Here is a 12,629-nt window from a genome sequence, read left to right as displayed (position 1 = left end):
AAAGCTCCTCAGGCGCTGCGGATGAGGCGCCGGTCGGCGATGATGCGGGAGTAAATCTCGGCCATCGCTTCGGCCTGGACGTTGAGGCTGTAGCTCATCGAACGGGCATAGGCGCGGGCGGCAAGCTCCTCGCGGCGGTCTGGATCGCGAACAAGGCGATTGATCGCGGTCGCGAGCGCTTTGGGATCGCGCGGATCGAAGAACTCCGCGGCACCCCCCCAAAGCTCGCGGTAGGTGGGGATGTCCGCAAGGACCAGAGCAGCCTGGGTGCTTGCCGCTTCGAGCGGCACCAGACCGAACGGTTCATAGATCGATGGTGAGCAGACGATCGCCGCCCGCCCCATCAACGCCCTTGTCTGCCCATGCGGCAGCGGACCGCGCCAGTCGACGTGAGTGATGTCGAGATGCTGGCCGTTGGGGCCCTGGTTGGCGCCCGCCATCACCACCGGCCATTCGCTTATCGGTGCAACGGCGTCGAGAACCGCGCCGTTCTTGCCGTCGTCCCACCAACGGCCCGCCGCGAAGACGAACTCCGCCTTCTCCAACGCTCGGACCGCCGGCCGCGCTCCGTTGTGGACGACCTCGATCATCTGCATGGGTGCGTAGCATTGGCGAAGCATCGAGGCATGAGAGATGCTCGGGGCAATTACGGCATCGGCGACGTCGAACCCGGCGCGATTGCGCTTTTCCTGCCAAAGCCACTCCATCGGTACGGGCGTCCCCCGCACTACGGCGAACCAGGTGACGACGCAGGAGTGCGAGACGACGAGCACCGGCACCGGCAGCCGCAAACCGGCTGCCTGAGATGGGAGGTTGAGGTGGACGAGGTCGACCTCCTCGCTCTCGACGAGGCCTTCCAAGCACGGCGCGATGCTATCGAGCATCCGCTCGTCCGCGACCATCCAGTCGAGCGGCGCATCGAGCCAGACGAGCCGCCCCAGCCGCTCGGCCTCGTCCCGTTGCTCGGGCGAAGGCTGCGGGCCGAACCCGGCAAAGATGAATTCGAAACCCCTGGATCTCAGCGAGGACGCGAGATCGAGAGCGTAGCGCCAGACGCCGCCCACGGCGTCGAGCGTCATCAGGACCCGCGTTGCCGCACCAAGCGATGGGCCGGACCGGCCGCGGTGGAACGGGCTCGGTTGGGATCCGATCATGCCGTGGCCCTCCGCTTCTCGGTGCGGGGTGCACGCGCGATACGATTGCGTTCAAGCCATGCGGCGAGGTCGCGCAGCCCATCCTTCCAGCCGATTGCCACTTTCCAGCCGATTTCTGCCTCGAGCCGGGCGGTATCGGCGACGAAATAGAGTTGGTCACCGGCGCGCCACTCCTCGTAGTCCGCCGCGATCGGACTTCCCGTCACGCGTTCGATCTCAGCCAGCACCATCTTCAGGCTGACCGCGTTCCTCGGCCCGCCGCCGAGGTTGAAGGCGCGTCCGCTGAGGCGGTCGATGCCAGCGAGCACCCCCCGGTAGGCGGCGACGGCATCGGAAACGTGCAGCACGTCGCGCACCTGCTGACCGTCGCCATAGATGGTGATCGGCTCGCCCTTCAGGGCCCGGATCAGGAAGTGCGCGACCCAGCCCTGATCCTCGGTGCCGAACTGGCGAGGCCCGTAGATGCAGCTCATGCGCAGGACGGCTGTCTTCAGGCCATAGGACTGGGCGTAGTCGAGCACGTACTGATCGGCCACTCCCTTGGAACAGCCATAGGGCGTGCAGAAGTCGAGCTTGCGATCCTCGCCGATGCCGCGCGCGCTGGTCAGTTCGTCGGCGGGCTCGTAGCGGCCACGGCGCATTGCCATGGGCATGTCCTCGAGCGCGCCATAGACCTTGTTGGTACTGGCGAAGACGACGGGCGCGCCCTTGCCGGCCTTGCGCACAGCCTCGAGCACATTGAGCGTGCCGCGGGCGTTGATCTCGAAATCGTCGACCGGCTGGGTGAGGCTCGTCGTCACCGCCGTCTGCGCGGCAAGGTGAAAAACCGCCTTGGCATCGGCAAAGGCTGCTTCGATGCCCTGCAGGTCGCGCACATCGGCAAGAAACGGGTGGACCCTGTCGCCGTGCCGATCGCTCAGCCAAGCGAGGTTCTGGTCCACTCCCGGACGGCTGAGGTTGTCGAGCACCACCACCTCCTCCCCGTCCGAGAGGAGGCTACCGGCGAGATTGGAGCCGATGAAGCCGCTGCCGCCGGTAACCACGATCGGGGCCGCGCGCGTCAAGAGCATCGGTGCGGAGATCTGGGCGACCTGCTCGAGCCGCTTGACGCCGCCCTCAGTCAGCAGCCGGGCGAGGAGCTTGGGCTGGTTGTTCTCGTCGACCGCGCCCAAATGGTAGTGGCGCGGATCGAACCACAGGCCTTCCTGCACCGGCACATTGGCCGGCACGTCGCGCCAGCTGTACCAGTACATGCGATCCGCCGGAACGCTGAGGGCCTTGGCAAAGCGCCGCGCCTGCTCAACCTCGTCGTTGCGCCAGGTCGAATACCCCGTCTCCGTGATCCAGATCTCGGCCTTGCGGTTGTAACGGTCGAGAATGGTGCGCATCTCGCCCAGATGCAGGTCCCACCCGCCCCAGGTGCCGGCCTCGCTATCCCAGGTGCCGGGGAAACCGTGGAAGCCGACGGCGTCGACCACCGAGAGCAATCCGCGATTGCCCATGAGGTCGAGCCAATAGGGATCGAAGGGACACGGCCCACCGAGCACCGGCTTCCAACCGCGGTGCTGGCTCCAATAGGCAGCGTTGCCGATCATCTCGCAAAAAAGGGCGAAATCGCCGTCGGCCCGCCAATCCCAGTCGAGAAGGTTGTTAGGTTCGTTCCAGAGCTCGATATGGCGGAAATACTTGCCGTAACGATTGAGGACATGGTCGACGAAGTCGGCGTAATCCTTGAGGACGACCGGCGCTCCGGAGGATCGCCCGGTGCGGGAGCGAGAGGGCGGCGTATAGTGCACGCAGGGCAGCAGGTCGAGGTCGCGCCCGAGCCGGGGCATCAGCCAGTCGAACCAGGCCTCGCCGCCGGGCGCAAGGTACTCGGCCCATGAGAGGTGGGTGCGCAAGTAGCTCGCGCCCGAGGCGATGAGATCGGGCAGGATCTCCTCGGTGCGCTCGTACTCGCCCGGCCGGAACCACTCGACGAAACCGTAGCGCCGGGCATTGTGAGATTGACGGCTTGCGCTCATGACACCAACCCCCTCGCTTCGAGCTGTCGCCGCATTTCGGCGCCGCGATCGATGGCACGCGCCTGCCGCACCCAGTCCGCAAGTTCTCTAAGGGCAGATTGGAGACGATGCTGAGGCTCGAACCCCAGGAGATCGCGGGCCTTGGAGATGTCGGCGAAACAGTTACGGATATCGCCGGAGCGGGCCTTGCCGAGGATTTCCGGGGTGATCTCGGGCACGCCCATCGCCTCGGCCAGAAGGGTTGCAACCTCGGCTATGGTATAGGCCTCACCGCTGCCGACGTTGATGACGTGGCCCGGTGCCTCCACCTGCTCCAGGGCCAGGCGGAACGCGCGGGCGACGTCACGCACATGCACAAAGTCGCGCCGCTGACGGCCGTCCTCGAAGATGGTCGGGGACTGGCGGTTGGCGAGGCGCGAGGCGAAGTTGGCGAGCACGCCCGTATAGGGATTGGAGAGTGCCTGGCCCGGACCGAAGACGTTGAAGAGCCGCAGCGCCACCGCGTTGACGTCGTAGGCCTCGCCGAAGATCAGCACGGCACGCTCCTGGGCGTATTTGGTGAGCGCATAGATCGAAGCGAGGTCGACAGGCTTCTGCTCGTCGGTCGGTGCGGGCATCAGCTCTTCGCCGCCCGGGCCGACAGGATTCCAGCGGCCGTTCCTGATGTCGCCGGGCCTGCGCCGGACCCGCTCGAAGCGCTCGCCGCTGCGCGAAACATAAAGGCCCTCTCCGTAGACGCTCATGGAGGAGGCCACCACGATCCGGCGCACCGGAGTGTCGATCATCGCCTCCAGCAGCACCGCGGTGCCCAGGTCGTTGCCGCTCACATAACGCGCGATCTCGTACATGGACTGGCCGACACCGACCTCGGCGGCGAGATGGACGACCCCGTCGATGCCGACGAGCGCTTCGCTGACAGCGCTCTTGTCGCGGACATCGGCCCTGATGAGATTCACGCCGGAGGGAATACGGACTTCCGCGTCCGCATGCACCTGGTCGATGAGAGCGTCGAGGACGCGAACCTGATAGCCGCTGGCCAGCAATTCCTCGCTGACATGGCGTCCGACGAAGCCGCAGCCGCCGGTAATGAGAATGTTCTTCACGTGTTGACCCCGATTGGATTGGACGTTTCCGTGCAGCAGGAAGGGTTGAGAACCCCGAGGGTTCCGAGCTGGCCCCAGCGCCATCCAAGGCTTCCGCGGCGGCGAGGCCTGCCGTTCGCGCCCCGGTGCCGTCTTGGCGGTCACGGGGCGAGGCGGCCTCCGGCGCACAGTCAGGGGAAGATGAACCTGCCGGCCTCCGTCCGCCTGCACCTCCGGGTCGGCCGGCAGACGCGTCCGCTAGAGATCGACCCCGGCATCGTCTGGCTAACGCGGGTTAAGGTCGGCGATCACATTTTGTACCAATCGTGATTTGAGCCGTTCTTGCTGGAGAGCCGGCCACTTAGCTGCGCTTGCTGCGCCCAACGAGCAACAGCCGCCGGTCCCGCCTCCAAGGCCGCTTCTTCTTCTTCAACTTCTTCAATGACTTGTTCAGGAACCGGCCTTGAATGGGTCCGTTTGCTTCACGACAGAACAACGAGGCAAACCCATGAAGATCGTGATGATCGGGACCGGTTATGTCGGATTGACGACCGGCGCGTGCCTGGCAGACCTCGGGCACGAGATCACCTGTGTCGACCTCGATGCTGAGAGGATCGCCGCGCTCAAGCGACATGAACTGCCAGTCTTCGAGCCGGGTCTGGCCGAACTGGTCAAAGTCCAAATGGCCAAGCGGCGTCTGCATTTTGCGGCCCGGCCCAATAGGCCGGTGCGGTCGGCGGACGTCGTCTTCATCACCGTCGGAACCCCAGCCCGGCAAGATGGCGATGCTGACCTGACACAGGTGGAGGCGGCCGCGCTGGAAACGGCCCGGCTCCTGCGTCCGGGCGCGCTCCTGGTGCTCAAGTCTACCGTTCCACCGGGCACCGCCCACAGAATCCGGCAGCTCGTTTGCGGCCGGCGCGGCGGCAGCCGCGTGCGGGTCGCGTCCAACCCGGAGTTCCTGCGGGAGGGTTCGGCGATCGCCGATTTCATGGAAACGGACCGCATCGTCATCGGCGCTGACGACGACCGCTCGCGCACCCTTCTGGAAGAGGTCTATGAACCGCTCATCGACAAGGGCATTCCTCTAATTTCGACGTCGACGATCAACGCAGAGATCACCAAGTACGCCGCCAACGCCCTTCTTGCCCTCAAGATCGGCTTCATCAACCAGGTGGCGGACCTGTGCGAAAGCGCCGGCGGCGACGTCGATTACGTTGCCAAGGGCATCGGCCTCGACAAGCGCATCGGTCCGGCGTTCCTCGCGCCCGGTCCCGGCTTCGGTGGGTCGTGCTTTCCCAAGGATATCCGCTCATTCGCCCATACCGGCCGACGACTTTCGGCTCCTCAGCATCTCATCGAGGCGCTGATCGACAAGAACGAGGAACGCAAGCGCGAGCTCGCCCACCGCATCCTTCGAGAAGCCGGGCCGGCACCGGCGCGTCGCCGCGTGGCGATCCTGGGCGTCGCCTTCAAGGCCAACACGGATGACGTTCGCGAGTCCCCTGCCCTGACCATCATTCCCCTGCTGCAGGAAGCGGGACTTGTCGTGCGCGCGCACGACCCCAAAGCTCACCCGCCGGCCGGGCAACTCGATAAGGTGGTTTGGTGCGATACCGCCTACGAAGCCGCGATCGGCGCCGATCTTGCCGTCATCCTCACCGACTGGCCCGACTACCGTGACCTCGACCTCGAGCGCCTGGCGGGCCTGATGGCCGGTCACACGCTCATGGACCTGCGCAACATATTCGCGCCCAGCGAAGTTATCAGGCATGGCCTGCGCTATGTCAGCATCGGCCGTCCCGCGATCGATGCCGCGCGCCGGTCCGGCAGCGCAAGTCTCACCGACCGCGTCGGCATCGCCGCTTCACCCGCTTAAATCAAACGGAAGGAGCCCGCCCAAATGAGCACCGCTCAGACCACCACCAGCCATGACGACATCCGCAAGTGGGCCGAAGCCCGCGATGGCAATCCGGCCGCCGTCCGAACCGACCGGCCCGGCGGGATCCTGCGCATCGACTTCGGCGAGCCCGAGGAGAACCTGCAGCAGATCTCATGGGAGGAATTCTTCAGGATATTCGATGAGAACCGGCTCGCTTTCCTCCACCAGGACAAGACCGAGGACGGGGGCACCAGCCGGTTCAACAAATTCGTCGACCGCACGTGATGGATCTTGGGGAGCAGTCCATGAGCGAGGTCTTGACCGACGCCGGCACCATGCGCGCCGCGGTCGTCACTGCGGCCGGTACGATGCACGTCGAAACGCTGCCCCTGCCTGAGCTCGGCCCCGGTCAGGTGCGGATTGCGCTCGAAGGGTGCGGGGTCTGCGCCTCGAATCTCGAGCCTTGGGCTGGACCGGACTGGATGCGGTTTCCGACGGAACCCGGCGGCCTCGGCCACGAGGGTTGGGGCGTTGTCGATGCTGTCGGCCCCGATGTAGAGAAGCTGTCAATCGGCGACCGGGTCGCCTCACTCTCCTACCATGCCTATGCCACCCATGATGTGGCTGATGCCGAGGCGGTGGTGCCGCTGCCGGCCGCGCTCGATGGGGCGCCGGTGCCGGGAGAGCCGCTCGGCTGCGCAATGAACATTTTCACCCGCAGCGACATCCGGCCGGGGCAGACTGTCGCCATTGTCGGCATAGGCTTCCTCGGCGCGTTGCTGACGCAGTTGGCAAGCAATGCGGGTGCGCATGTCATCGCCATCTCCCGCAGGCCCTCAGCCCTCGAGGTAGCCCGCCGCATGGGCGCCGCCGAGACGATCGCCATGGACGACCACTGGCAGATCATCGAGAAGGTGAAGTCCCTGACCGGCGGCCGCTTCTGCGACCGGGTCATCGAGGCGGTCGGCAAGCAGTGGCCGCTGGACCTCGCCGCCGAACTCACCCGCGAGCGCGGCCGGCTGATCATCGCCGGCTACCATCAGGACGGCCCCCGGCAGATCAACATGCAGCTCTGGAACTGGCGCGGCCTCGACGTGATCAACGCCCACGAGCGCGACCAGCGGGTCTACGCTCAAGGCGTGCGCGACGCCGTGGCTGCGATGGAGGCCGGCCGGCTCGACCCCTCCTCGCTCTATACGCACCGATTCCCGCTCGAGGAGCTCGGCACCGCACTCGACATGACACGCGACCGCCCGGACGGCTTCCTGAAGGCGCTGGTGATCTACCAATGATTGCGGAACAACGCAGAAACGCCGAGGCCGCGGCAGCCGGGCTTCCGCGCGTTGGTTTCCTCGGCGTCGGCTGGATCGGCCGGCATCGCATGCAGGCCCTGATCGAGGCCGGGCTGGTCACCGCCGCGGCCGTTGCCGATCCCTCCCCGGAAATGGCCGAGGAGGCACGGAAGCTTGCGCCCGAGGCCGAGATCGTGCCGTCGTTCGATGCCCTGCTCGAGCAGGAGCTCGACGGCATCGTTATCGCGACGCCAAGCGCGCTGCATGCCGAGCAGTCCATTGCCGCGCTCGAACAAGGCCTTGCCGTCTTCTGCCAAAAGCCGCTGGGGCGCGACGAAGCGGAAGTCGCGGCCGTGGTCGCGGCAGCGCGCCACGCCGACCGGCTGCTGGGCGTCGACCTCTCCTACCGCTTCACCCGGGCGATGACGGCGATCCGCGAGCGCATCCAATCGGACGCGCTCGGCAAGGTCTTCGCCGCCGATCTCGTCTTTCACAACGCCTACGGACCGGACAAGCCCTGGTTCTACGACAAGGCCCTTTCCGGCGGCGGGTGCGTAATGGACCTCGGCATCCACCTCATCGACCTGGCGCTCTGGGTCATGGACTTCCCGCAGATCGGCTCCGTCTCGAGCCGCCTCTATTCGGGTGGTGAGCCGCTGCGCAACTCCTCCGCCAACGTTGAGGACTTCGCCGAGGCGTCGCTGACACTCGAAAACGACGCGGTGGTCCGACTCTCCTGCTCGTGGCGGCTCAATGCCGGGTGCGATGCCGAGATCGGTGCCTGCTTCTACGGCACGCATGGTGGCGCCGGTTTCCACAACCGCGGCGGCTCCTTCTACGACTTCATCGCCGAAGCCTATACCGGGACCAGCCGGGAACTCCTCACCGAACCTCCCGACGACTGGGGCGGACGCGCAGCGATGCATTGGGCGCGACAGTTGAGCGAAGGCACGGGCTTCGATGCCGGCGCCGAGCAACTGGAGACAGTGGCGCGGGCATTGGACAGTATCTATCGAAGCCATCGAGCATAGTAGAAAGCTCCATCGCAAACCCGCAAACAGTGGTGATAAAGCGCTTCACTGGACACCAAGCCCAAACATTGGGCTTGCATGGCTTCCGCCCCAAAAATAGGCTGCTTCCCTACAGGATGCCGTCATCAGCGGCGTCGGCGGATGCCCCCTTCCGCGATGCGAAAAGGAAACAGCTCAACATGCACACTCTCGGGAAGTCCCTCGTCCTGGCGCTTGCCGCCACGACAGCGCTCGCGGCCACGCCTGCCCTCGCGCAATCGAAGACGCTCACCATTTCCTGGTGGGGCTTCAACGGCGAAAAGCTCGAAGCCATCGTCCTCGCGCCGTTCCGCGAGATGTGTGATTGTGAGATGGTCTTCGAGACCGGCAACAACGCCGATCGGCTCAATAAGCTGCAGATTCGCGGCGGTTCTGGCGTCGACGTCGCCTATTTCTCCGACAGTTTCTCGCAGACCGGCATCGAGCTGGGCCTCTTCCAGCCCGTCGACCGCTCCAAGATCCCCAATATCGAGGGCATCTACGAGCTGGCCCAGGCGCCGCAGGGCGAATACGGCCCGGCCTACACCATCGGGCGCGTCGGCATCGTCTACGATGCCGAAAAGGTCGATCCGCCGATTACCTCGTGGGACGATCTCTGGCGCGAGGATCTGGCCGCCTCGCTTTCGCTGCCGGGCATCACTACCACTGCCGGTCCGATGGTCGTTCTGAAGGCCGGCGAGCATGCCGGCGTCGACGCCTATGAGGATCCCGATGCAGCCTTCACCGCCGTCGCCGAGCTGCAGCCCAACGTCGTCAAGAACTACAATACCGGCTCAGAGATGATCAATCTCTTCTCGACCGGAGAGGTCAGCGCCGCCATCGCGCAGGACTTCACGCTGGCGCAGATTCAGGCGGCCGTTCCCTCCGTTGTCTGGGCCGACCTCGAAGAGGGCTCGATCGCCACCCTCAACACGGTCAACATCCCGGTCGGTGCCGTCGAGGTCGATCTCGCCCATGAGTTCATCAACTTCATCCTCTCCCCGGAAATCCAGCAGACGCTGGCCGAGGAAGGTGTCGACGCTCCGGTCAATACTTCGGTCACTCTCACCCCGGAACAGGCAGCGCTTTGGACCTATGGCGCCGATGTCATCGCCGGCCTGCAGCGCATCGACTATACCAAGATGAACGCCGCCAAGGGTGGCTGGGTCGACCGCTGGAACGAAATCTTCGGCATGTAGCCGCGAGTTTGCTTCGCGCCACCATCCAACCAGCATTCCCGCCTTCGTCTAGAACCCTGAAGGCGGGAATGTTCTGCCGCATACGGGATACGGGAACCAGCCCATGAAACGCTTTGCCGGGTGGACCCTGGCCTCACCGGCGATGTTCGTCGTCGTGCTCTTCCTCGTCCTGCCGGTGCTGGCGACACTGTGGACGACGCTGACGACGCCGGACGGGCCGTTGGCCACCTATCTCGCCTTCTTCGGCAGCGGCTTCCGGCGGACCGTCCTCTGGCGCACCATCCAGGTGTCGCTGGCAACGACCGCGATCTCGCTGGTCATCGGGTTCCTCACCGCCTACGTCATCTCGCGAGCGCCGGGGTGGCTGAAATCCATCCTCATCATCGCGGCGGTCTTTCCGCTGCTGACCGGCGTTGTCGTCCGCTCGTTCGCCTGGCTGATCATCCTCGGCAGGAACGGCATCCTCAATAATTTCCTGATCGGCACCGGGTTGACCGATGAACCCTTCGCCATGCTCTACACGCAGGGCGCGGTGATCACCGCCATGGTCTACCTCTTCGTGCCGCTGATGATCCTCACCCTCGCCGGTGTCCTCGAATCCATTCCCGACGAGTTGCTTCAGGCCTCCGCCTCGCTGGGGGCAACGCCGCGCGCGACCTTCCTTCAGGTGACGCTGCCGCTCGCCGTGCCGGGCCTCATCGTCGGGGCGGTGCTGGTCTTTACCGGCAGCTTCACCTCCTATGCGACGCCCCAGCTTCTGGGTGGGGAAAGCGTGATGATGATGGGCACGCTCATGTACCAGCAGGCCATGGTCACTTTCGACTGGGTCAGCGCCTCGACCATCGCGGCGGTGATGGTGGTCATCACCATCGCCATCGTCCTCGTCATGACCCGGCTCGCCCGCCGCCTCAACCCGATGGCCGTCTGATGACCCGCTCCGTCCACCCTGCCCTCATCGGCCTTGCCGTCCTCGTCTTCATCTTCCTGGTCGGACCGCTCGTCATCGTGGTCGGCGCCGCCTTGAGCGACACGAGCTTCCTCACCTTCCCGCCACAGGGCCTGTCGCTGCGCTGGTTCGAGAACATCTTTGAGATCGCCGCCTTCCGGCGCACGATCGTCACCAGCCTGCAGATCGCGTTCCTTTCGACCGGCATCGCTCTCGTCATCGGCATTCCGGCCGCCTATGCGATGAACCGCTACCGGATCGCGCTGCCGGGTTGGCTGTCGACCCTCTTCGTGCTGCCGGTCCTCGTACCAGAGCTGGTGCTCGGCTTTTCGCTGCTGAAATCGGTGGCAGTGCAGTTTACCGTGCCGATCTATATCTCGCTGGTCATCGGCCACACGCTGCTGGTGCTGCCCTATGTAGTGCGCGTCATCAGCGCCAGCCTTGCAAATTTCGATTTCTCGGTCGAGGAAGCGGCGATCAGCCTCGGCTCGCCGCCGCTCAAAACCTTCTTCACCATTCTCCTGCCCAATGTGCGCTCGGGTGTGATCGCGGCCTTTATCCTGGCCTTCATCACCTCAATCAACGACGTGTCGATCTCGATCTTCATGACCGGGCCGGGCATCTCCACCCTTCCTATCCAGCTTCTCGCCCATACCGAACAGTTCTTCGACCCGACCGTCGCTTCCGTGTCGGTGCTGCTGATGGTGCTGACGGTTGCCGTCATGGCCATCGTCGAGCGCACCCTGGGCCTGACCTTCCTTGCAAAATAGAGTGGCGCCGTGACGCAACGTCTGACCATCGAAAACATCACCGCGCACTACGGCACCACCAAAGTGCTCGAGGACCTCTCGCTCGATATCGCCGAAGGCGAACTGGTGTCGCTGCTCGGTGCCAGCGGCTGCGGCAAGACCACGACGCTGCGGCTGGTGGCGGGGTTCCTGGCACCGACCTCCGGCGCCATTACGCTGGGTGGCAAGGACCTGACGCGACTGCCCGCCCACAAGCGTGACATCGGCCTCGTCTTCCAGAACTATGCGCTGTTTCCGCACCTCTCCGTTGCCGACAATGTCGGTTTCGGCCTCAAGCAGCGCGGCATTGCCCGCGATACCAGAGCAAAACGGGTCGGCGCCATGCTCGAGCGCGTCGGCCTTTCCCATCTCGCCGACCGGTTGCCCGGTGCCCTGTCCGGCGGCCAGAAGCAGCGCGTCGCGCTCGCCCGGGCGCTGGTCATCGAACCGCCGCTACTGATGTTCGACGAGCCGCTCTCCAATCTCGACGCCAAGCTGCGCATCGACATGCGCGTCGAGATCCGCCAGCTGCAGCGCGCCAACGGCACCACATCGGTCTACGTCACCCACGACCAGGAGGAAGCCTTCTCCATCTCGGACCGCGTCGCCATCATGCATCAGGGCCGCATCATGCAACTCGACACACCCGAGGTGCTCTACCAGCGCCCGGCCAACGCATTCGTTGCCCGGTTCGTCGGCTTCGAGAACCTCATTCCGATGACGGTGGTCGCCCGCGACGGCGAGACGGCGACCGTCGAAGCCGAAGGCGGCGTGCGTCTCAGCTTGTCGAGCGGCCATTTCGGCGCCATCCCCGACCGCTTCATCCTCGCCAGCCGTGCCGATGGCCTGGCGGTCAGCGACGAAACCAACGACGGCATTCCCGCCACCCTGGGGCTGCGAACCTATCTCGGTCGCGCCTACCAGTATCAGTGCGAGACCCCCGCCGGGCACCTGCTGGCCAACGGCCCACTGGGTCGGCCGCTCGATCCTGGCGCGACGGCAAAGCTGGTGCCGGTGCCCGAGCAATGCACGATCCTGGCACCGGAGGCGTGAGATGGCGCTCTCACCCTGCCAACTGCCACAACCCCCCCTCACCCTGTCCCTCTCCCCAGAGGGGCGAGGGGACCCAGTGGATGCGCACAATACACGCACGAGCACCGAGTTCACCTCGCCCCTCTGGGGAGAGGTCGGTCCGAAGGACCGGGTGAGGGGT

11 protein-coding genes are annotated in these 12,629 nt (G+C 65.3%); 8 read left to right on the top strand and 3 right to left on the bottom strand.

What is annotated here, in order from left to right:
* Positions 1-8 precede the first annotated feature (8 nt).
* From QQK18_RS12825 to QQK18_RS12815, 3 genes are all read right to left on the bottom strand, one after another.
* Positions 9-1,079 (bottom strand): glycosyltransferase family 4 protein, encoded by a 1,071-nt coding sequence (locus QQK18_RS12825; protein WP_284341037.1) that lies wholly within the window; start codon positions 1,077-1,079, stop codon positions 9-11.
* A 71-nt stretch (positions 1,080-1,150) separates the two neighbouring features.
* Positions 1,151-3,178, bottom strand: a complete 2,028-nt coding sequence (locus QQK18_RS12820; RefSeq protein WP_284340730.1) for an NAD-dependent epimerase/dehydratase family protein — start codon at positions 3,176-3,178, stop codon at positions 1,151-1,153.
* Positions 3,175-4,281 carry an NAD-dependent epimerase/dehydratase family protein gene (locus QQK18_RS12815; protein WP_284340729.1) on the bottom strand — a complete coding sequence of 369 codons (1,107 nt, stop codon included), beginning with the start codon at positions 4,279-4,281 and terminating at the stop codon, positions 3,175-3,177. The genes QQK18_RS12820 and QQK18_RS12815 overlap by 4 nt, the downstream gene beginning before the upstream one ends.
* A 487-nt stretch (positions 4,282-4,768) precedes the next feature.
* Here QQK18_RS12815 and QQK18_RS12810 point away from each other — a divergent pair, with 487 nt between their 5' ends.
* The 8 genes from QQK18_RS12810 to QQK18_RS12775 all read left to right on the top strand — a co-directional run bounded on the left by QQK18_RS12810 (position 4,769) and on the right by QQK18_RS12775 (position 12,469).
* Positions 4,769-6,139: a UDP-glucose dehydrogenase family protein gene (locus QQK18_RS12810; RefSeq protein WP_284340728.1), complete on the top strand. Its 1,371-nt coding sequence runs from the start codon at positions 4,769-4,771 to the stop codon at positions 6,137-6,139.
* A gap of 24 nt (positions 6,140-6,163) precedes the next feature.
* Positions 6,164-6,427: a hypothetical protein gene (locus QQK18_RS12805; protein ID WP_284340727.1), complete on the top strand. Its 264-nt coding sequence runs from the start codon at positions 6,164-6,166 to the stop codon at positions 6,425-6,427.
* A gap of 20 nt (positions 6,428-6,447) precedes the next feature.
* Positions 6,448-7,434: an MDR/zinc-dependent alcohol dehydrogenase-like family protein gene (locus QQK18_RS12800; RefSeq protein WP_284340726.1), complete on the top strand. Its 987-nt coding sequence runs from the start codon at positions 6,448-6,450 to the stop codon at positions 7,432-7,434.
* A complete protein-coding gene (locus tag QQK18_RS12795) occupies positions 7,431-8,465 on the top strand; it encodes a Gfo/Idh/MocA family protein (protein ID WP_284340725.1) in 1,035 nt (344 codons plus the stop codon). Before QQK18_RS12800 ends, QQK18_RS12795 begins: the two co-directional genes overlap by 4 nt.
* Positions 8,466-8,644: 179 nt before the next feature.
* Complete coding sequence (locus QQK18_RS12790) at positions 8,645-9,682, top strand: ABC transporter substrate-binding protein (protein WP_284340724.1); 1,038 nt, start codon at positions 8,645-8,647, stop codon at positions 9,680-9,682.
* A gap of 103 nt (positions 9,683-9,785) precedes the next feature.
* On the top strand, positions 9,786-10,610 hold the full coding sequence (locus QQK18_RS12785) for an ABC transporter permease (RefSeq protein ID WP_284340723.1): 825 nt from the start codon (positions 9,786-9,788) through the stop codon (positions 10,608-10,610).
* Positions 10,607-11,398 (top strand): ABC transporter permease, encoded by a 792-nt coding sequence (locus QQK18_RS12780; protein ID WP_284341036.1) that lies wholly within the window; start codon positions 10,607-10,609, stop codon positions 11,396-11,398. The genes QQK18_RS12785 and QQK18_RS12780 overlap by 4 nt, the downstream gene beginning before the upstream one ends.
* A 9-nt stretch (positions 11,399-11,407) precedes the next feature.
* Positions 11,408-12,469 carry an ABC transporter ATP-binding protein gene (locus QQK18_RS12775; protein WP_284340722.1) on the top strand — a complete coding sequence of 354 codons (1,062 nt, stop codon included), beginning with the start codon at positions 11,408-11,410 and terminating at the stop codon, positions 12,467-12,469.
* The last annotated feature ends 160 nt before the right edge of the window (positions 12,470-12,629 follow it).

This window comes from Devosia nitrariae, from assembly GCF_030160115.1.
In the GTDB taxonomy this organism is placed as follows: domain Bacteria; phylum Pseudomonadota; class Alphaproteobacteria; order Rhizobiales; family Devosiaceae; genus Devosia; species Devosia nitrariae.
This window is presented reverse-complemented; position numbering and strand designations above follow the sequence as displayed.